Source organism: Streptomyces sp. BRA346 (genome assembly GCF_052851135.1).
Genome location: NZ_JAIWIH010000038.1, coordinates 79,102 through 99,059, shown reverse-complemented (window position 1 = coordinate 99,059; position 19,958 = coordinate 79,102). Strand labels below are relative to the sequence as shown.

The window sequence follows — 19,958 nt, the reverse complement described above, 5'->3', positions numbered from 1 at the left end:
GTGCGCGTGTACGGGAAACCGCTGCTGGGGATGGGGATATGAGCGCGGAGCCGGGGGTGCCCGATCGGCTGTTTGGGATGATTGGTACGGAAAGCTGGTACTCCCCTTCGGAGTCGTACCCCGGCCGCCGGAGAAATCCGCGTTCCGGCGGGAGTTGACCGAATGCGAGCGCTCCGTCGGCACCGCGGACGGCGGGTGGGCGGGCGGCGCCTTCTGACGGAGCGTCGGGGACCGCGCCTCAGGACCGCTGGCAAGCGGGGCACCAGAACAGATTCCGGGCCGCGAGACCGGCGGTGCGGATCTCACCGCCGCAGACGTGGCAGGGCTGCCCGGCCCGGCGGTAGACGTAGACCTCGCCGCCGTGGTCGTCGACGCGCGGCGGACGGCCCATGGCCTCGGGGGTGTGCTCGGGGCGGACCGTGTCGATCCGGTTGTTCCGTACGCCCTCGCGCATCAGCTCCGCGAGGTCGGACCAGATCGCGTCCCATTCGGCGCGGGCCAGCCCGCGGCCCGGGCGGTACGGGTCGATGCCGTGCCGGAACAGCACCTCGGCGCGGTAGACGTTGCCCACGCCCGCGACCACCTTCTGGTCCATGAGCAGCGCGGCCACGCTGACCCGGCTGCGGGAGATCCGGGTCCAGGCGGCGTCGCCGTCGTCGTCGGGGCGCAGCGGGTCGGGCCCGAGGCGGTCGTGGATCGCCTGCTTCTCGGGGTCGGTGATCAGGGCGCAGGCGGTCGGCCCGCGCAGGTCCGCGTACCCCCCGGGGCCCGCCAGTCGCAGCCGTACGGTCTCGGTGGACGGCGGGGCGGGGGCCGGGCCGAAGGTGTACTTGCCGAACAGCCCGAGGTGGACGTGGACCCAGCCGACGGCCGCGAAGTCCAGGAAGAGGTGCTTGCCGTGCGCCTCGGCGTGCTGGAGCACCTGCCCGTCCACGAGGGCCGCGCCGTCGGCGAACTTGCCCTGGGGGCTGGTGGCACGGACGGGCCGGCCGCCGAACCTCTCGAGGTGGTCGGCGGCCAGTCGGTGGATGGTGTGCCCTTCGGGCATCAGTCGCCGGCGGGGTGGTGGGCCGGGATGGGCGGCAGGTCGCCGGTGGTCTCGTATGCGGCGAGCATGTCGATGCGGCGGGTGTGCCGCTCCTCGCCCGAGTACGGCGTGCCCAGGAAGATCTCGACGAACGTGGTCGCCTCGTCCTGGGTGTGCATGCGCCCGCCGATGCTGATCACGTTGGCGTCGTTGTGTTCGCGCGCGAGGGCGGCGGTCTGCTCGCTCCAGGCCAGTGCGGCGCGTACCCCCTTGACCTTGTTCGCCGCGATCTGCTCACCGTTGCCGGAGCCGCCGATCACGATGCCGAGGCTGTCGGCGTCGGCGGCGGTCCGCTCGGCGGCGCGCAGGCAGAACGGCGGGTAGTCGTCCTGGGCGTCGTAGATGTGCGGGCCGCAGTCGACGGGGTCATGACCGCCCGCCCGGAGCCACTCCACGAGGTGGTTCTTCAGTTCGTATCCGGCATGATCGGAGCCGAGGTACACGCGCATGCCCTGAGTGTGGCATGGCCGTGTCTTTCCCGCCGCGCCGGGTAGGCGCTCTGTGATTACCACGCAACACCAAGGAACCTCATGGAAACCTCAAATAACAATTTGAAATCGAAGGTTCACCTGTCGGTTCTCCTGAGATTCACTGGCGTCGCTCCTATTCCGGAAGCAAAGGATCGAGCCATATGAGCGCACAACCAGCGACCTCCCCCGACGGTCTGAAGGCCGGGCTCAAGAATCGCCACCTGTCCATGATCGCGATTGGCGGGGTCATCGGCGCCGGGCTGTTCGTCGGCTCCAGCGCCGGCATCGCCAAGGCCGGACCGGGCATCCTCGTCTCCTACGCACTCGTCGGCCTCATGGTCGTCCTCGTGATGCGCATGCTGGGCGAAATGGCGGCCGCGAACCCGACCTCCGGCTCCTTCTCCGCCTATGCAGACCGGGCGCTCGGCCGCTGGGCGGGCTTCTCGATCGGCTGGCTCTACTGGTTCTTCTGGGTCGTGGTGCTGGCGGTCGAGGCGACCGCCGGTGCCAAGATCCTGGAGGAGTGGTGGCCCGCCGTGCCCCAGTGGGGCTGGGCGCTGATCGTGATGGTCGTGCTCACCGCCGCCAACCTGGTCTCGGTCTCCTCCTACGGTGAGTTCGAGTTCTGGTTCGCCGGGATCAAGGTCGTCGCGATCGCCGCCTTCATCGTCATCGGCGGGCTCGCGGTCTTCGGCCTCCTGCCCGGCTCCGAGAACGAGGGTGCGGGGCTGGCCCACCTGACCGACCACAGCGGCTTCCTGCCCAACGGTCCGGGCGCGATCCTCACCGGTGTGCTGCTGGTCGTCTTCTCCTTCATGGGCAGTGAGATCGTCACCCTGGCCGCCGGTGAGTCCGAGGACCCGGAGCGGGCCGTCTCCAAGGCCACCAACAGCGTGATCTGGCGTATCGCGGTCTTCTACCTGGGCTCGATCTTCGTCGTGGTCACCCTGCTGCCCTGGGACTCCAAGTCGATCACCAAGAACGGGTCGTACGTCGCCGCGCTCGACTCGATCGGCATTCCGCACGCCGGTCAGGTCATGAACGTCATCGTGCTGACCGCCGTGCTCTCCTGTCTCAACTCCGGCCTCTACACCGCCTCCCGGATGGCCTTCTCGCTCGGGCAGCGCGGTGACGCGCCGGCCTCGTTCGCGAGGACCACCGCGCGCGGTGTGCCGCAGGCCGCGATCCTCGGCTCGGTCGTCTTCGGCTTCATCGCGGTCTGGTTCAACTACCAGTGGCCGGACACGGTCTTCGAGTTCCTGCTGAACTCCTCCGGCGCGGTCGCGCTCTTCGTCTGGCTGGTGATCTGCTTCACCCAGCTGCGGATGCGCGGCATCATCCTGCGCGAGAGCCCGGACAAGCTCGTCGTCCGGATGTGGGGCTTCCCGTATCTGACCTGGGCGACCATCGGGATGATCCTGTTCGTGCTGGTCTACATGCTCACCGACAAGGACGGACGCGAGCAGGTGCTGCTGTCCACCGCCGCGGCGGCGGTCGTGGTGGTCATCGCGCTGGTACGGGACAAGGTCGCCGGGCCCAAGCCGGTCGCCGCGGCCCAGACCCCCTCCAAGGAGTCCGAGTCCGTGCCCCGGTAGCCTCCGGCACCGGATATGCGTCGGGCGGGCTGGAGGACCAGCCCGCCCGACGCATAAGAGGGTGACGCTCAGCCGCGGCGGCCCACCAGCTTCCAGGCGGCCGGCAGCGCACCCATCGCCAGCGCGGCCTTCAGCGCGTCCCCGATCAGGAACGGGGTCAGACCGGCGGCCACCGCCTGGCCGAGGGAGATGTGCATGGCCAGCGCCAGGTACGGAACGCCGATCGCGTAGATGATCGCGGAGCCGACCGCCATGGTGCCCACCGTGCGCAGCGCGCCCCGGTCACCGCCACGGCGCGCCAGCGCGCCCACCACGGTCGCGGCGAGCAGCATGCCCAGCACATAGCCGAAGGACGGCATGGCGGCGCCGGAGTCGCCCTCGGCGAACCAGGGCATGCCCGCCATCCCCGCCAGCGCGTACAGCGCGAGCGACAGGAAGCCCCGGCGGGCCCCGAGCGAGGTGCCCACCAGCAGCGCGGCGAACGTCTGGCCGGTCACCGGCACCGGCGAGCCGGGCACGGGCACCGAGATCTGCGCGGCGAGGCCGGTGAGCACGGCACCGCCCACGACGAGCGCGGTGTCACGGGCGAGGACGCGCCGCGCGGGAAAGACCGCGTCGGCGAGGACCGTACCGGTCGAGGCGGTGGCAGAAACAGTGCTCATCAGCGGAACTCCGAGGTCGGGAGGGGTGGACTACGCGACGGTAACCCGGCGTGGAGCGGCCGCACACCATCGGATGACCACAAAGGCCGGGCCCCGGGCTTGGCGGCTTCGGCAGATTGCCGCACAGATTGGCGCGATACAGAGCGTGACCATCATGTCCGATATCCAGAAAAGTTTGACATCAATGTTGTCCTGATCGGACGCACACCTCACACTGGGGGCGTTTTGCATCCGCCCGCCCCTCACACAAGGGACAGAGACCAGCCATGAACCCGACACCTGCGTCCTCCGCGCCGCAGAGCGGCACGACGGCGACCGACGCGGGCGCGGACGCCTCGCGACCGCTCTCGCACGGCCTCAAGCAGCGCCATCTGTCGATGATCGCCCTGGGCGGGGTCATCGGCGCCGGACTGTTCGTCGGCTCCGGTGCCGGAATCGCCGCCGCCGGGCCCTCGATCATCCTCGCCTACGCGCTCTCCGGGCTGCTCGTGATGCTCGTGATGCGGATGCTCGGCGAGATGTCGGCGGCCAACCCGGCCTCCGGTTCGTTCTCCGTGCACGCCGAGCGCTCGATCGGGCCGTGGGCCGGATTCACCGTCGGCTGGATGTTCTGGACCCTGCTGTGCGTGGGCATCGCCGCCGAGGCGATCGGCGCGGCCGGGATCATGGTCCACTGGTTCCCGGGCAGCGACTCCTGGATGTGGGTCGCCGTCTTCATGGCGATCTTCTGCGGCACCAACCTCGCGGCCGTCAGCAACTTCGGCGAGTTCGAGTTCTGGTTCGCCGCGCTGAAGATCGCCGCGATCTCCGTCTTCCTCATCCTCGGCGTCCTCGCCATCATGGGCGCCCTCCCCGGCACCGACGCCCCCGGCGGCAGCAACCTCACCGGCGAGGGCGGCTTCATGCCCAACGGGGCGAACGGCCTCGTCGTCGGCCTGCTGGCCTCCGTCTTCGCCTACGGCGGTCTGGAGACGGTGACGATCGCGGCGGCCGAGTCCGAGAACCCGGTCAAGAGCGTCGCCGGTGCCGTGCGCACCGCGATGTGGCGCATCGCCCTCTTCTACGTCGGCTCGATGGTCGTCGTGGTCACGGTCATCCCGTGGAACGACGCGGCGGTCGTCAAGGACGGCCCGTACGTGGCGGTCCTCGACCACCTCGACATCCCCGCGGCCGGCAACATCATGAACGTCATCGTGCTGATCGCCCTGCTCTCCGCGATGAACGCCAACATCTACGGCGCCTCCCGCATGTCCTACTCCCTGGTCGTCCGCGGCGAGGGCCCCGGCGTCCTCGGCCGGGTCTACGGCGGCGTCCCCCGCCTCACCGTGCTCGCCTCGTCCTTCTTCGGCTTCGTCGCGGTGCTGCTCAGCTACTGGTGGCCGGACACCATCTTCAAGTGGCTCCTCAACATGGTCGGCGCCGCGGTGCTGGTCGTCTGGGCCTTCATCGCCGTCTCCCAGCTCGTGATGCGCCGCCGCCTCCAGCGCGAGGCCCCCGAGAAGCTGGTGGTCAAGATGTGGCTCTTCCCGTACCTGACCTACGTCGCCCTGGCCGCCACCATCGCCGTCCTGCTGCTGATGCTCCGCGAGGACGACACCAGCACCCAGCTGTAGCCCGGGGCCGAGGTGGCCCGGAGTGTGTCCGTTGTCGTCCCTCCCCGAGACGTCCGACAAGACGTCGTCCTTCCGCCTGCCCAAGCGGGTCCTCAGTCCGAGGACCCGCCCCGCCTCGGTCTTTTGGCGCAACCCTCGGATCTCCCGTGGCGGGAAGGACTTTTGCTGGTAGCGTGCAGTTGCAAGCTTATTGCAATAAGGTCCGGAGGGCTTTGGCATGGCCATCTACACACTTCCTGAACTTCCGTACGACTACTCGGCGCTGGCCCCGGTCATCAGCCCCGAGATCATCGAGCTGCATCACGACAAGCACCACGCCACGTACGTGAAGGGCGCGAACGACACGCTGGAGCAGCTCGCGGAGGCGCGGGACAAGGACCAGTGGGGGTCGATCAACGGTCTGGAGAAGAACCTGGCCTTCCATCTGTCGGGCCACATCCTGCACAGCATCTACTGGACCAACATGACCGGCGACGGTGGTGGTGAGCCGCTGGAGAAGGACGGGGTGGGCGAGCTGGCCGATGCCATCGCCGAGCACTTCGGGTCCTTCGGCCGTTTCAAGGCGCAGCTGTCCAAGGCGGCGGCGACCACCCAGGGGTCGGGGTGGGGGGTGCTGGCGTACGAGCCGGTGAGCGGGCGACTGGTGGTGGAGCAGGTATACGACCACCAGGGGAACGTGGGGCAGGGCTCGGTGCCGATCCTGGTGTTCGACGCCTGGGAGCACGCCTTCTATCTCCAGTACAAGAACCAGAAGGTGGACTTCATCGAAGCCATGTGGAAGGTCGTCAACTGGCAGGATGTCGCCCGCCGGTACGCGGCGGCGAAGGAGCGCGCCCACCATCTGCTGCTGGTGCCGTGACAAGCCCCCTGCTCACGTGATCGTCTTCTCAACCTTCACGGGCAGGCGGAAAAACAGGGCCCCCGCGCGGTCGAGTCGCGCGGGGGCCCTGCCGTACCGGGGTGCGGCGGTGCGGGTCAGTCGAAGATCGGGCCCACCGTGCGGGTGCGCTTGATCTCGTAGAAGCCGGGGATCGAGGCGACCATCAGGGTGCCGTCCCAGAGCTGGGCGGCGGCGTCGCCCTTGGGGGCGGGGGTGACGACCGGGCCGAAGAAGGCGATCTGCTCGCCGTCCGAGCCGGGGACGGCGATGACCGGGGTGCCGACCTCCTGGCCGACCAGGTCGATGCCCGCCTTGTGGGAGGCGCGCAGCTCGGTGTCGTAGGCGTCGGAGTCGGCCGCGTCGGCGAGGTCGGCGGGCAGCCCGGCCTCCTCCAGGGCGGCGACGATCGTCTCCCGGTCCTTCTCCAGGCCCTGGTTGTGGAAGCGGGTGCCGAGGGCGGTGTAGAGCGGGCCGAGGACGTCGCTGCCGTGCTTCTGCTCGGCGGCTATGCAGACCCGGACCGGGCCCCAGGCGGTCTTCATCAGCTCCTGGTACCGCTCGGGGAGCTCGTCCAGCTTGGGTTCGTTGAGCACGGCCAGGCTCATCACGTGCCAGCGCACCTCGACCGGGCGCACCTTTTCCACCTCGAGCATCCAGCGCGAGGTCATCCAGGCCCACGGACACAGCGGATCGAACCAGAAGTCGGCGGGAGTCTTGGCAGTCTCGGTCACGGTCTCTCCTCGGACGGGCAGGCGCGGATAAAAGAGGTATCGGGGGTTGTCTCATAGGAACAACGTGGCCGGACCCGGGGCCCATTCCCCGATGCCGGGTGTCAGTGCCGCGTGACATGATTCCCGCTGTCCGAATGGCGAGAGGGACACGAGGGGAGCTGCTACGTGCCCGGTGAGAACCTGACCCGTGAAGAGGCCCGCGAGCGGGCGAGGCTGCTGTCGGTGGACGCGTACGACGTGGTCCTCGACCTGCGGTCCGCGGTCGGGGCGGATACCGGACCGGGACCGCGCACCTTCCGCTCGACGACGACGGTGCGCTTCCGCTGTGCCGAGCCGGGGGCCGCGTCCTTCGCCGACCTGGTGGCGCCGGAGGTCGTCGCGGTGACGCTCAACGGGCGGGAGCTGGACCCGGCGGCCGTCTTCGACGGGACCCGGATCGCCCTGGAGGAGCTGGCCGGGGAGAACGAGCTGGTGGTGGACGCGCGGTGCGCGTACAGCCGCACGGGCGAGGGCCTGCACCGCTTCGTGGACCCCGAGGACGGCGAGGTGTACCTCTACACCCAGTACGAGCCCGCCGACGCCCGCCGCGTCTTCGCCACCTTCGAACAGCCCGACCTGAAGGCGCCGTTCACCTTCTCGGTGACCGCCCCCGCGGGCTGGACGGTGCTGAGCAACGGGACGGCCGCCGGGGTCGAGCCGTCCGGTGACGGGGACGGGGCCGCGACCACCCGCTTCACCCCGACCCTGCCCATCTCGACGTACATCACGGCCGTCGTCGCGGGCCCGTACCACTACGTGAGCGACCGCTACCGCCGCACCCAGCCGGACGGCTCGGTGCTGGAGATCCCGCTCGGCGCGCTCTGCCGCAAGGGGCTCGCCAAGCACTTCGACGCGGACGACATCTTCACCGTCACCAAGCAGGGCCTGGACTTCTTCCACGACCACTTCGACTATCCGTACCCCTTCGGGAAGTACGACCAGGCGTTCGTGCCGGAATACAACATCGGCGCGATGGAGAACCCGGGATGCGTGACCTTCCGCGAGGAGTTCGTCTTCCGCGGCAAGGTCACCCAGGCGTCGTACGAGCACCGGGCGACGGTCATCCTGCACGAGATGGCGCACATGTGGTTCGGCGACCTCGTGACCATGGAGTGGTGGGACGACCTGTGGCTCAAGGAGTCGTTCGCCGACTTCATGGGGGCCTTCGCGCTGGTCGGGGCGACCCGCTTCACCGACGGCTGGATCACCTTCGCCAACCGCCGCAAGTCCTGGGCGTACCGGGCCGACCAGCTGCCGTCCACCCATCCGGTCACGGCCGACATCCGGGACCTGGAGGACGCCAAGCTCAACTTCGACGGGATCACGTACGCCAAGGGCGCGTCCGTGCTCAAGCAGCTGGTGGCCTACGCCGGGCAGGACGCCTTCCTGGAGGGCGCCCGCCGGTACTTCAAGCGGCACGCGTTCGGCAACACCCGGCTGGCCGATCTGCTGGCGGTGCTCACCGAGACCTCCGGCCGGGACATGGCGGCCTGGTCGCGGGCCTGGCTGGAGACCGCGGGCGTCAATGTGCTGACCCCGCAGGCCGTCTATGACGCCGAGGGGCACATCACCGAGCTGGCCGTCCTCCAGGAGGCCGGATCCGGCACCGCTGTTCCCGATGATGCGGCTCCGCCGCGTGGCACACTGCGCCCGCACCGGGTCGCGGTCGGGCTGTACCGGAAGGACGCGGCCGCCGGGGAGCGCGCCGGGGCGCTGGTGCGGTACGCCCGCGCCGAGGTGGACGTCGACGGCCCCCGTACGGTCGTCACCGAGCTGACCGGGGCGGAGCGGCCCGATCTGATCCTGGTCAACGACGAGGACCTCACCTACTGCAAGGTCCGCTTCGACGAGGTCTCGCTGAACACCCTGCGCGAGCACCTGGGCGAGCTGAGCGACCCGCTCGCCCGCGCGCTGTGCTGGTCCGCGCTGTGGAACCTCACCCGGGACGGGCTGATGCCCGCCCGCGACTACCTCGCGCTGGTGGAGCGGTTCGCCGGGGCGGAGACCGACATCGGCGTGCTCCAGATGGTCCAGGCGTGGGCGCAGTCGGCCCTCCATCACTACAGCGCGCCGGACCGCCGCGCCGAGGCCGGGGCCCGGATCGCCGAGGGCGCGCTGCGCGAGCTGCGGCTCGCCGCGCCGGGCAGCGGACACCAGCTCGCCTGGGCGCGGTTCTTCGCCCAGGTCGCCTCCGCCGACACCGAGCTGCGGATGCTGCGCGGACTGCTGGAGGGCACGGCGCGGATCGACGGGCTCGACGTGGACCAGGAGCTGCGCTGGACGTTCCTGGCGTCGCTCGCCGCGCAGGGAGAGGCCGACGAGAAGGCGATCGCGGCGGAGCTGTCCCGCGACGACACCGCGTCCGGCAAGCGCCACCAGGTGCGCCTCCTGGCCGCCCGGCCCTCGGCCGCGGTCAAGGCCGAGGCGTGGGCGGCCGTGGTGGACACCGACCGGCTCTCGAACGCGCTGGTGGAGGCCACCATCGCGGGCTTCGACCAGCCGGACCAGCGGGAGCTGCTGACCCCGTACGCCCCGCGCTACTTCGAGGCGATCGAGCGCATCTGGCAGGAGCGGTCGATCGAGATCGCCATGGCGATCGTGCGCGGGCTGTTCCCGTCTACCCAGGGCGACGCCACCACCCTGGCGGCGACCGACGCCTGGCTGGCCGGCCACCCGGAGGCGCCGCCCGCGCTGCGCAGGCTGGTGCTGGAGTCCCGCGACGACCTCGCGCGGACCCTGCGCGGGCAGGAGTGCGACGCGCGGGCCGCCGGATGACCGCCGGATGACCGACCGCGGCGGGGGCCCTTTCGGCATTCGAACTGCCGTACTTTAGTGCGGTGTTGTCCGGTTTTGTCGACGGTTCTGTCACAGCGGTGAGCGGGGTGGAGCGGGCGGGAATGGCGGGGTCATGAACCACAACACACCGCTGTCCCCCCGCCCGCTCCACCACCTCTCGGACGCCCGCCGCCGGGTCCTGACGACGCATCAGCTGCGCGCCCACGGCGTGACGGCGGCCCAGACCGCCGAGCGCTGCCGACCCGGTGGCCCCTGGCAGCGGATGCTGCCGGGCGTGCACCTGCTGCACCCGGGTCCGCCGACCGGCGAGGAGCGGCTGTACGCGGCGCTGCTGTACACCGCGAGCCGCGGCCACGCGGGCGGTGACGGATCAGCGGGGGACGGCGAGTACGGCGAGGCGATGATCACCGGGCTCGCGGCCCTCGCCCTGCACCACTTCTCCTCCGCTCCCCCGCTGGCGTCCCTCGACCGCATCGATGTCCTCGTGCCGCGCGCACGGCGGCTGCGCTCCACCGGCTTCGTGCGCTTCGTCCGCGCCCATCCCGTCCCGTCGCCGCAGGAGCGCGTCGGGATGCCCATCGCCCCGGTGGCCCGGGCGCTGGCCGACGCGGTCGCCCGGCTCTCCGACGCGGTGACGGTGCGCGCGCTGCTCACCGAGTCCGTGCGCCAGGGGCACTGCGACGCCGCGGCCGTGGTCACGGAGCTGAGCGGGGCCCGGCTGCTGTCCCGGCCGCATGTCGTCGACGCCGTGGACGCGCTGCTCGCCGAGGGGCGGGCCATCGCCGAGGGGCGGCTGTACGACATGGTGCGCGGCTACGACCTGCCCGAACCGCTGTGGAACGTCGAGCTGCGGCTGCCGGGCGGGCCCGCGCTCGGCGGGGTGGACGCGTACTGGCGGGACCAGGGCGTCGCGCTGGAGATCGACGCCCGGGCGCCGCGCCACGGCGGGCCGGTCCCGGGCACGGCCCAGGCCCGGCGGCGCGAGCATCTGGAGGACATGGGAATCACGGTCGTGCGCGTCACGCCCAAGCGGCTTCGGGAGGGCCTGGAGGAGCAGGCCGCGGTGGTCCGTACGGCGCTGATCGCGTCGGCCGACCGCGGCCCGGCTCCCCAGGTGATGCTCCTGCCGCGCTGATCCTCAAGCCCCGTCCGGGCTTCAGGGCTTGCGCAGCAGCAGCTCGGTGTTGCGGTCGTCCGGGTCACCGGCGAGCGTCTCGCTGGCGCCGGGCGCGTTGAAGGCCAGTTCGCGGTAGAGCGCGGCGAGTCCGGTCTGCGACAGGTCCTCGAAGTCGGTGCGGCGCGGGGCTGCCGCCTCGATGAGCGTGGTGAACAGGGACAGCGTGCCGTCGTGGTTGTCCACGACCTCGACGACCCGGGCCAGCTGGGGGAAGTCGATGTGGGAGGCGGTGGTGATCTCCCAGAAGGTGTCGTGCGGCGTGATCTCGTTCTGGTGGCTGTGGCCGTTGATCCAGGCCAGCACGTGGGGGTTCGCCTGGAAGAGGGAGACCACCTCGTCGCCGCCGTGCCGGGCCTCATCCGGGCGGGACGGGTCGGCGTTCATGTTGTCCATGCTGTCGCTGTAGTGGTGGCTGTAGACGATGACGTAGTCGTCCTTGTGCTCCTTCAGCGTCCTCTCCAGCCACTTCAGCTGGGCGGTGCCGATCGAGCCGGTGTAGTGGCCGCCCGGGTCGGTGGTGTCCAGGCTGATGCCGATGACGTTCTCGGAGATCCGGAACGAGTAGTAGAGGGTGCCCTCTTCGAGGTTGTCCTTGGTGTAGCCGTGGCCGACCGGGCCCGGCCCGGCGGCCAGCGGGTCGAGGTGCGCGGCGAGGTACTCCCGCTGGGTGAAGGGCGCGCGGCGCTCGTCCGGGGTGACCGTGCGCATCTCCTTGGCGTGCGCCTCCACCACCGCCTTCATGTCGGTGCCCTTGGGGTCGGCGCCCTTGCGCTGACCCTTGTAGATCGCCGCGGCCTCGTCGCCCGGGATGAGCTGGAGCTTCCGCTTGCCGGTCGCGATGTCCGCGAGGTAGTCGCCGCCGAACGAGTAGACGCCGCCCGCCAGATCGTCGTGGTTGCCGATGGTGGAGTACCACGGCAGCCGCAGCCCGGGGCTGTTGACGGTGCGCAGGGCGGCGTCGAGGAAGCCCTCGATGCGCGGGAAGCCGAGCTGCTTGTCGGAGTCGCGCAGCGCCTGCTCAGGGTGCCAGAACTCCTTGAGCCCGCTGTTCTGCACGCCCTCGTAGTGGCGCGGATCGCCGGTGTTGGGGGTGATCCGGCCGCCGTTCATGGCGGTGAGGAACCAGTCCAGCTCGATCTTCGCGTTGTTGTCGGTGTTGTCACCGGTGGTCATCACGAAGGAGAGCGGGGCGCCGGTGGCCGGGCCGCCGCGCAGCCCGTTGACCCGCTCGATGAGGGAGGCGAGGCCCACGACGGTGAGCGCCTCGTGGGGGCGCCAGGCGCCGGTGCGGCCGGAGCGCAGGAACTCGTAGCGCAGCGGGTGCTGAACGTCCGACAGGTGCATGTCCGTCAGCTGGACGAACGAGGCGAGGGCGGTGCGCCGGTCCTCCCGGCCCGCCTTGGCGCCGGTGATGTCGGTGCGTATCCGACGGTCCCAGGCCGGGCCGTCGCCGAGGCGCCGGTAGCCCTCGGTGCCGCTGATCGGCGCGGAGAACGTCTCCAGCGTGGTACCGGCGTTGGAGGGGGCGGCGGGCGCCTGGGCGACCCTGCGTCCCACGGTGCGTGCCGTGGCGGGCTGCGAGGCCCGTGCCGATCCGCTGCCGGGCCCGAAGGCGATGCCGAGGCCTGCCGTGGCGCCGGTGGCTGCCGCGGCGGTGAGGAAGGTGCGACGGTCGAGCGCGGCGACGGCGGAGGCAGCGGACCGTATGCGGGACATGCGCGATCTCTCCCCGAGTGGATTCGCGAAGCGGGCGGACAGCGGCGGCTGTCGTCACTTCGGATCGTTGGCATCGGGGATGGCCTGGGAGTGAACGACGCGGCAACGCCGGTCGCCGATCTCCTCACGTTGATCTTCGTGAAGAAAACGGCCATCGCGCCCTCGTGAACAGGAATTCTTCCGCTCACTTCGTGTTCACTCGCGCGGGAAGCCCGGGCAGCCCCGACCAGTGCGACATTGGTCACGGAAGGGTTACGGCGAGGCCTGAGACACTGGCCGGAGGGGTAGGGGCCGCTGAGAGACACGACCGAGGAAAAGGGTTCATATGAGGATCGGAATTGTCGGAGCGACCGGCCAGGTCGGCGGAGTGATGCGGAGGATCCTCGCCGAGCGCGACTTCCCCGCCGACCAGCTGAGGCTGTTCGCATCCGCCCGTTCCGCAGGGCGCACGCTCCCCTGGGGCGGCACCGAGGTCACCGTCGAGGACGCGGCCACGGCCGACTACTCCGGCCTGGACATCGTGCTGTTCTCGGCGGGCGGCGCCACCTCCCGCGCGCTGGCCGAGAAGGTCGCTTCGCAGGGCCCCGTCGTGATCGACAACTCGTCCGCCTGGCGCATGGACCCCGACGTTCCGCTGGTCGTCTCCGAGGTCAACCCGCATGCGGCGGTGCAGCGCCCCAAGGGCATCATCGCCAACCCGAACTGCACCACCATGGCCGCCATGCCGGTGCTGCGCCCGCTGCACCGGGAGGCGGGGCTGACCGCCCTGGTCGCCACCACCTACCAGGCCGTCTCCGGCTCCGGGCTCTCCGGCGTCGCCGAGCTGGACAACCAGCTCCGCAAGGGCGCCGACCGGGCGGCCGAGCTGACCCACGACGGTTCGGCGATCGACCTCCCCGAGCCGGAGGTCTATGCCCGCCCGATCGCGTACAACGTGCTCCCGATGGCCGGGAAGATCGTCGAGGACGGCCGGCTGGAGACCGACGAGGAGCAGAAGCTCCGCAACGAGAGCCGCAAGATCCTGGAGATCCCGGACCTGAAGGTCTCCGGCACCTGCGTCCGGGTCCCGGTCTTCACCGGCCACTCGATCCAGGTGAACGCCCGCTTCGAGCGTCCGATCAGCGTGGAGCGGGCCGTGGAGCTGCTGGCCGGCGCCCCGGGCGTGGCCCTCAGCGACATCCCGACCCCGCTCCAGGCCGCGGGCCAGGACCCGAGCTTCGTGGGCCGGATCCGGGTGGACGAGACGGTCGAGAACGGTCTCGCGCTGTTCCTGTCCAACGACAACCTGCGCAAGGGCGCGGCGCTGAACGCGGTGCAGATCGCCGAGCTGGTGGCGGCCGACCTCGGCTGACGCCACACCTGTCCCGGGGGGGGAGCGGCCACGGCCGCTCCCCCTCGGCGTTTCCCGGGCGCGGTCATGTACCGGCACCGACCGGCTCCGACGTGCGAGGATGGCAATCCGCCTGACGCATGGCGTACCGCACATACCGCACATGACGAACGGGAGAGAGCCGACGTGCCTGGTACCAACCTCACCCGGGAGGAAGCGCAAGAGCGAGCGCGCCTCCTGACCGTGGACGCGTACGAGATCGAGCTGGACCTGAGCGGCGCGCAGGAGGGCGGCACCTACCGCTCGGTGACCTCGGTGCGCTTCGACGCCGCCGAGGCGGGTGCGTCCTCGTTCATCGACCTGGTGGCGCCCACCGTGCACGAGGTGGTCCTCAACGGGGACGCCCTGGACCCCGCCGAGGTCTTCCGGGACTCGCGGATCGCGCTGCCGTCGCTGCTGGCCGGGCGCAACGAGCTGCGGGTCGTCGCCGACTGCGAGTACACCAACACCGGTGAGGGGCTGCACCGCTTCGTCGACCCGGTCGACCAGCAGGCGTACCTCTACACGCAGTTCGAGGTGCCGGACGCCCGCCGGGTTTTCGCGAGCTTCGAGCAGCCGGACCTGAAGGCCACCTTCCAGTTCACCGTGACCGCGCCCGAGGGCTGGACGGTGATCTCCAACTCGCCGACGCCCGAGCCCAAGGACAACGTCTGGCGCTTCGAGCCGACGCCGCGCATCTCGACGTACATCACCGCGCTCATCGTCGGCCCGTACCACAGCGTGCACAGCAGCTGGGACGGCGGCGACGGCCGGTCGGTGCCGCTCGGCATCTACTGCCGCCCCTCGCTCGCCGAGTTCCTCGACTCGGACGCCATCTTCGCGGTGACGCGGCAGGGCTTCGACTGGTTCGAGGAGAAGTTCGACTACGCGTACCCGTTCGCCAAGTACGACCAGCTCTTCGTGCCGGAGTTCAACGCGGGCGCGATGGAGAACGCGGGCGCGGTCACCATCCGCGACCAGTACGTCTTCCGCTCCAAGGTGACGGACGCGGCGTACGAGGTGCGCGCGGAGACCATCCTCCACGAGCTGGCCCACATGTGGTTCGGCGACCTGGTCACCATGGAGTGGTGGAACGACCTGTGGCTGAACGAGTCGTTCGCCACGTACACCTCCATCGCCTGCCAGGCGTACGCGCCGGGCAGCAAGTGGCCCCACTCGTGGACCACCTTCGCCAACTCCATGAAGACCTGGGCCTACCGGCAGGACCAGCTGCCGTCGACCCACCCGATCATGGCCGAGATCAACGACCTGGACGACGTCCTGGTCAACTTCGACGGCATCACGTACGCCAAGGGCGCGAGCGTGCTCAAGCAGCTCGTCGCGTACGTCGGCATCGACGAGTTCTTCCGCGGCGTGCAGGCGTACTTCAAGCGCCACGCCTACAAGAACACCCGGCTCACCGATCTGCTCGGCGCGCTGGAGGAGACCAGCGGGCGCGACCTCAAGACGTGGTCGAAGGCGTGGCTGGAGACCGCGGGCATCAACGTGCTGCGCCCGGAGATCGCCACGGACGCCTCCGGCACCATCACCTCCTTCGCGATCCGCCAGGAGGCCCCCGCGCTGCCGACCGGCGCCAAGGGCGAGCCCACCCTGCGGCCGCACCGCATCGCGATCGGGCTGTACGACCTCGACGCGACCGGCAAGCTGGTCCGCTCCGAGCGGATCGAGCTGGACGTGGACGGCGAGCTGACCGAGGTGCCCGGCCTGGTCGGCACGAAGCGGTCCGCCGTCATCCTGCTCAACGACGACGACCTCTCGTACGCCAAGGTCCGGCTCGATGCCGACTCCCTGGCCGTCGTCACCGACCACCTGGGCGACTTCGAGGCATCCCTGCCGCGGGCCCTGTCCTGGGCCTCCGCCTGGGACATGACCCGGGACGGCGAACTGGCCACCCGCGAGTACCTGGCGCTCGTGCTGTCCGGCGTGGCCAAGGAGTCGGACATCGGCGTGGTGCAGTCGCTGCACCGGCAGGTGAAGCTCGCGCTCGATCTGTACGCCGCGCCCGACTGGCGTGAGACCGGGCTCGCCCGGTGGACCGACGCCACGCTGGAGCACCTGCGCGCCGCCGCCCCCGGCAGCGACCACCAGCTCGCCTGGGCCCGCGCCTTCGCCGCGACCGCCCGCACCGACGCCCAGCTCGACCTGATCGCCGGGCTGCTGGACGGCAGCGAGACGATCGAGGGCCTGGCCGTCGACACCGAGCTGCGCTGGGCCCTGGTCGAGCGGCTCGCCGCGACCGGGCGCGCCGACGAGGCCGAGATCGCCGCCGAGCTGGAGCGCGACAAGACGTCGGCGGGTGAGCGGCACGCCGCCACGGCGCGGGCCGCGCGGCCGACCGAGGCCGCGAAGGCGGAGGCGTGGGCGTCGGTCGTCGAGGGCACTGCGTCTGATTCACAAGCGGGGCTACCGAACGCGGTGCAGGAGGCCGTGATCGGGGGGTTCGTCCAGACCGATCAGCGGGAGCTGCTGGCGCCGTACGCCGAGAAGTACTTCGCGGCGGTCAAGGACGTCTGGAACAGCCGCAGCCATGAGATGGCGCAGCAGATCGCGGTCGGGCTGTACCCGGCGCTCCAGGTGTCCCAGGAGACGCTGGACGCCACCGACGCGTGGCTGGGCTCCGCCGAGCCCAGTGCGGCGTTGCGGCGGCTGGTGACCGAGTCGCGGGCGGGTGTCGAGCGCGCCCTCAAGGCCCGCGCGGCCGACGCGGCCGCGGGCTGACCTGGTTGTGGGCAGGCGTTCCGCGGGGCGGTGGGTGGGCACAACCCACCCACCGCCCCGCGGACGGCAACGAAAGCTCAGGTTGCACCTGGCCAGGCCGTCCACGGCCGGGGTTTCGCGGCCCAGTGCGGGCCGGTGGCCGTTTGTGCCCACCCGTTCCTCCCTCAGCTACCGCTGGAGGTGCCCCCCGGCCGAACGATTGCCCACAAACGGGCTAGTTTCGGCTGGGGTCCGGTATGGCCAGGCGGGCCATGGGGCCGTACTCGCGTAGGAGCTCGGGGTGGCGTTCGACGGCCGTCCGCAGCCACCGCTCGGCCTCCTCCGGGCGCCCGAGCCCCCGCACGGCCTTGGCCAGCCAGTACGCGGCCTCCGCGTGCCCGCCGTCGTGGGCGGTGTGCAGCAGCGGTACGGCGTCGGCATGGGCGCCGCGGCGGACCATGCTGCGGCCCGCGAGGAAGGCGGGCGGTACGAGGCCGGTGCGGGCGGCGCGGACGTACCAGCGCTCGGCCTGCTGCGGATCGCCGCCGCGCTCCTCGGAGGTCCGGCCGAGCCACCACGCGGCGCCCCCGTGGCCGAGCCCGGCCGCGCGGTGGAACCAGATCTCGGCGGTGCGCCGGTTCCCGGCCTCGTCGTGGATGCGGCCGATGTCGTACGCGGCGGAGGCGTCGCCCTCGCCCGCGGCGGGTTCGTAGTACGGCACCATGAGCGTGCCCTTGGCGCCGCCCGCCCCGTACAGCATCCGGCCCAGGGCGAGGAGGGCGCGCGGGGTGCCCGCCTTGCGGTACCACTCGGCGGCTTCGGGGAGCCGGTGGATGTGGTCGAGGGCCTCGGCGTAGGCGTACCAGGCGTCGGGCCCGCCGTCCCGGGCGCGGGCGCGCAGCCCGGGGAGGCGGTCGCGCCACTGGGCGGAGCCCTGCCGCGCGGGGTCGGCGCGGATGGCGGCGACGTCCTCCAGGGCTCTGATGACCCGTTCCTCGCTCTCCGAGAACGGGTCCCAGTGCTCCGGGTCGATGCCGGTGGACAGCAGCCACTCCTCGGCCTCGTCCAGCCGCCGCTGGCGGGTGCACAGCACGCCCAGGTTGTAGCAGGCCCAGAAGTGGCCGCCGTCGGCGTCGTCGGCCGTGCGGTACCAGGTCTCCGCGGCCCGCAGCTCGCCGCGTTCCTCGGCCCAGACGCCGAGCACGAACGCGGCACCGTCGTAGCCGAGTTCATGGGCGCGCTCGACCAGGGCGCGGGCCTCGTCCCAGCGGTCGGCGTCGCGGGAGACGAAGATGGCCTGGTCGACCAGGGCCTTGACGCTGCCGACCGCCGCCGCGCGCGCGTAGAGCGCCTCGGCCTCGGCGACCAGGTGCGGATAGGCGTCGTACATCCCCTGCCGGTCGGGGTCGAGGAGCGCGCGCAGCGCCTCGTACGCGGCCTCGGGGTCGTCCGCGGCCTCCGCGGCGGCGAGGGCGTCGCGCCAGCCCGCCAGCTCGTCGAGGAGGCCCTCGATCACCTTGCGGGTGCGGGTGGCGACGTCGTCGCCCTCGGCGGACGCCTCGGCCAGCCGCTCCAGGGCGCTGATCCACTCGCCCCGGGCGGCCAGCATCAGGGCGCCGTTGGTCGTGCAGGAGACGCTGCCGAGCGCGGAGCCGCGCCCGTACCACTCCTCGGCGCCGGCCGGGTCGCCCGCCTCCTGGAGGAGCCGGGCGAGCCCGAAGGCGCAGCCGCCGTCGCGGTCGGCGGCGGTGCGGTACCACCGTTCGGCCTCGGCGAAGTCGCCGCGGTCCTTGTGGCATATCGCGAGGGTGCGCGAGGCGTCCGCGTCACCGGCGTCGGCCGCCCTGGCCCACCAGGGCAGGGCCTCGTCCAACTGCCCGCGCTCGGTGAGGAGTTCGGCGTACGAGCGGTAGGCGCCCGGCTCCCCGGCCGCCGCCGCGGCCCGCAACTCGGCTGCCACGTCAGGGTGGTCACCGGGGGTGTCCCCGGGTGCCGCGCCGGACGTCCCGTGCGAAGGATGATCGACCATCACCCGATGGTGCCAGAGTGATCAATCCCGTTCGGCACGGGCCCTGCGCCGGGCGAGCAGCGCCTCGCGGCGCTCGTCGAACTTGGTGGCCTGGTCGTCCAGTCCGCCCATGTACAGGCCCAGTTCCTCCTGCGCCTTGAGTCCCTCCGGGCCGAGCCCGCCGATCTGGAGCACCTTGAGGAAGCGCAGCACGGGCTGGAGCACGTCGTCGTGGTGGATGCGCAGGTTGTAGATGCCGCCGATCGCTATCTGCGCGGCGGCGCGCTCGAAGCCGGGCATGCCGTGGCCCGGCATGCGGAAGTTGACGACGACGTCGCGGACGGCGCACATGGTCTGGTCAGGCGCCAGCTCGAACGCCTTCGAGAGCAGGTTCCGGTAGAAGATCATGTGCAGGTTCTCATCGGTGGCGATGCGCGCCAGCATCCGGTCGCAGACCGGGTCGCCGGAGTGGTGGCCGGTGTTGCGGTGCGAGATGCGGGTGGCCAGCTCCTGGAAGGCGACGTAGGCCACCGTGTGCAGCATGCTGTGGTTGTTGTCGGACTCGAAGCCCTCACCCATGTGCGTCATGCGGAACCGCTCCAGCTGCACCGGGTCGACGGCGCGGCTGGTGAGCAGGTAGTCGCGCATGACGATGCCGTGCCGGCCCTCCTCCGCCGTCCAGCGGTGCACCCAGGTGCCCCAGGCGCCGTCCCGGCCGAAGAGGGTCGCGATCTCGTGGTGGTAGCTGGGGAGGTTGTCCTCGGTGAGGAGGTTCACCACGAGCGCGATGCGGCCGACGTCGCTGACCTTGGACTGGTCGGGGGCCCAGGCTTCGCCGCCCATCACCCCGTCGAAGTTGCGGCCGTCGCTCCACGGCACGTACTCGTGGGGCATCCATTCCTTGGCGACGCCCAGGTGCCTGTTGAGCTCGGTCTCGACGACTTCTTCGAGCGCGTACAGGAGCTGGGTATCGCTCCACACGGCCTGACCGTTGCGGCTGGAGGGGGCGAGGGTCACTGCGAAGCTCCTGGGGACGGGTACGAGGGGCCTTTACTTACGGCTCCGTAGGTTACGACACCGTAGGTTAAAGCGAAAAT

Annotated in this window: 14 protein-coding genes; 7 read left to right on the top strand and 7 right to left on the bottom strand. The window is 71.0% G+C overall.

Going from position 1 to position 19,958, the window contains the following annotated elements; translation table 11 throughout:
* Positions 1-238: 238 nt before the first annotated feature.
* Together LCH29_RS34700 and LCH29_RS34695 are read right to left on the bottom strand one after the other, a co-directional pair.
* On the bottom strand, positions 239-1,048 hold the full coding sequence (locus LCH29_RS34700) for an Fpg/Nei family DNA glycosylase (protein WP_446465661.1): 810 nt from the start codon (positions 1,046-1,048) through the stop codon (positions 239-241).
* Positions 1,048-1,536 carry a ribose-5-phosphate isomerase gene (locus LCH29_RS34695; protein ID WP_446465660.1) on the bottom strand — a complete coding sequence of 163 codons (489 nt, stop codon included), beginning with the start codon at positions 1,534-1,536 and terminating at the stop codon, positions 1,048-1,050. Before LCH29_RS34695 ends, LCH29_RS34700 begins: the two co-directional genes overlap by 1 nt.
* A 182-nt stretch (positions 1,537-1,718) precedes the next feature.
* Here LCH29_RS34695 and LCH29_RS34690 point away from each other — a divergent pair, with 182 nt between their 5' ends.
* Complete coding sequence (locus LCH29_RS34690) at positions 1,719-3,152, top strand: amino acid permease (protein WP_446465659.1); 1,434 nt, start codon at positions 1,719-1,721, stop codon at positions 3,150-3,152.
* A 68-nt stretch (positions 3,153-3,220) separates the two neighbouring features.
* On the opposite strand, the gene LCH29_RS34685 is transcribed toward LCH29_RS34690, so the two are convergent.
* Complete coding sequence (locus tag LCH29_RS34685; RefSeq protein ID WP_446465658.1) at positions 3,221-3,814, bottom strand: biotin transporter BioY; 594 nt, start codon at positions 3,812-3,814, stop codon at positions 3,221-3,223.
* Positions 3,815-4,080: 266 nt separating this feature from the next.
* Here LCH29_RS34685 and LCH29_RS34680 point away from each other — a divergent pair, with 266 nt between their 5' ends.
* Entirely contained in the window at positions 4,081-5,427 is a 1,347-nt protein-coding gene (locus LCH29_RS34680) for an amino acid permease (protein WP_446465657.1), read from the top strand.
* A gap of 217 nt (positions 5,428-5,644) precedes the next feature.
* Entirely contained in the window at positions 5,645-6,286 is a 642-nt protein-coding gene (locus LCH29_RS34675) for a superoxide dismutase (protein ID WP_446465656.1), read from the top strand.
* A 116-nt stretch (positions 6,287-6,402) separates the two neighbouring features.
* Here LCH29_RS34675 and LCH29_RS34670 read toward each other — a convergent pair whose 3' ends face one another.
* Positions 6,403-7,038 carry a mycothiol-dependent nitroreductase Rv2466c family protein gene (locus tag LCH29_RS34670; protein ID WP_446465655.1) on the bottom strand — a complete coding sequence of 212 codons (636 nt, stop codon included), beginning with the start codon at positions 7,036-7,038 and terminating at the stop codon, positions 6,403-6,405.
* Positions 7,039-7,203: 165 nt separating this feature from the next.
* Here LCH29_RS34670 and pepN (LCH29_RS34665) point away from each other — a divergent pair, with 165 nt between their 5' ends.
* Positions 7,204-9,852 carry an aminopeptidase N gene (gene pepN / locus LCH29_RS34665; RefSeq protein WP_446465654.1) on the top strand — a complete coding sequence of 883 codons (2,649 nt, stop codon included), beginning with the start codon at positions 7,204-7,206 and terminating at the stop codon, positions 9,850-9,852.
* Between the two features lie 133 nt (positions 9,853-9,985).
* Entirely contained in the window at positions 9,986-11,008 is a 1,023-nt protein-coding gene (locus tag LCH29_RS34660; RefSeq protein WP_446465653.1) for a hypothetical protein, read from the top strand.
* 21 nt (positions 11,009-11,029) lie between these two features.
* Here the strand turns inward: LCH29_RS34660 and LCH29_RS34655 are convergent, their stop codons facing one another.
* Positions 11,030-12,766 (bottom strand): TIGR03767 family metallophosphoesterase, encoded by a 1,737-nt coding sequence (locus LCH29_RS34655; RefSeq protein WP_446465652.1) that lies wholly within the window; start codon positions 12,764-12,766, stop codon positions 11,030-11,032.
* Between the two features lie 325 nt (positions 12,767-13,091).
* On the opposite strand from LCH29_RS34655, the gene LCH29_RS34650 reads away from it, so the two are divergent.
* Positions 13,092-14,117 carry an aspartate-semialdehyde dehydrogenase gene (locus tag LCH29_RS34650; RefSeq protein ID WP_446465651.1) on the top strand — a complete coding sequence of 342 codons (1,026 nt, stop codon included), beginning with the start codon at positions 13,092-13,094 and terminating at the stop codon, positions 14,115-14,117.
* 165 nt (positions 14,118-14,282) lie between these two features.
* Positions 14,283-16,874: an aminopeptidase N gene (gene pepN, locus LCH29_RS34645; protein WP_446465650.1), complete on the top strand. Its 2,592-nt coding sequence runs from the start codon at positions 14,283-14,285 to the stop codon at positions 16,872-16,874.
* A 214-nt stretch (positions 16,875-17,088) separates the two neighbouring features.
* On the opposite strand, the gene LCH29_RS34640 is transcribed toward pepN (LCH29_RS34645), so the two are convergent.
* Together LCH29_RS34640 and LCH29_RS34635 are read right to left on the bottom strand one after the other, a co-directional pair.
* The gene (locus LCH29_RS34640) at positions 17,089-18,882 is read right to left on the bottom strand and encodes a tetratricopeptide repeat protein (protein WP_446465649.1); all 1,794 of its coding nucleotides are present in this window, start codon (positions 18,880-18,882) and stop codon (positions 17,089-17,091) included.
* A gap of 21 nt (positions 18,883-18,903) precedes the next feature.
* Positions 18,904-19,878, bottom strand: coding sequence for an acyl-ACP desaturase (locus LCH29_RS34635; protein ID WP_446465648.1), 975 nt, complete (start codon positions 19,876-19,878; stop codon positions 18,904-18,906).
* Between the last annotated feature and the right edge of the window lie 80 nt (positions 19,879-19,958).

Bases quoted from the DNA above. Each gene is read 5' to 3' on its own strand.
- LCH29_RS34655 (WP_446465652.1), bottom strand. From the start codon at position 12,766: ATGTCCCGCATACGGTCCGCTGCCTCCGCCGTCGCCGCGCTCGACCGT.
- LCH29_RS34700 (WP_446465661.1), bottom strand. From the start codon at position 1,048: ATGCCCGAAGGGCACACCATCCACCGACTGGCCGCCGACCACCTCGAG.
- LCH29_RS34690 (WP_446465659.1), top strand. From the start codon at position 1,719: ATGAGCGCACAACCAGCGACCTCCCCCGACGGTCTGAAGGCCGGGCTC.
- LCH29_RS34680 (WP_446465657.1), top strand. From the start codon at position 4,081: ATGAACCCGACACCTGCGTCCTCCGCGCCGCAGAGCGGCACGACGGCG.
- LCH29_RS34640 (WP_446465649.1), bottom strand. From the start codon at position 18,882: ATGGTCGATCATCCTTCGCACGGGACGTCCGGCGCGGCACCCGGGGAC.
- LCH29_RS34695 (WP_446465660.1), bottom strand. From the start codon at position 1,536: ATGCGCGTGTACCTCGGCTCCGATCATGCCGGATACGAACTGAAGAAC.
- LCH29_RS34675 (WP_446465656.1), top strand. From the start codon at position 5,645: ATGGCCATCTACACACTTCCTGAACTTCCGTACGACTACTCGGCGCTG.
- LCH29_RS34650 (WP_446465651.1), top strand. From the start codon at position 13,092: ATGAGGATCGGAATTGTCGGAGCGACCGGCCAGGTCGGCGGAGTGATG.
- LCH29_RS34685 (WP_446465658.1), bottom strand. From the start codon at position 3,814: ATGAGCACTGTTTCTGCCACCGCCTCGACCGGTACGGTCCTCGCCGAC.
- LCH29_RS34660 (WP_446465653.1), top strand. From the start codon at position 9,986: ATGAACCACAACACACCGCTGTCCCCCCGCCCGCTCCACCACCTCTCG.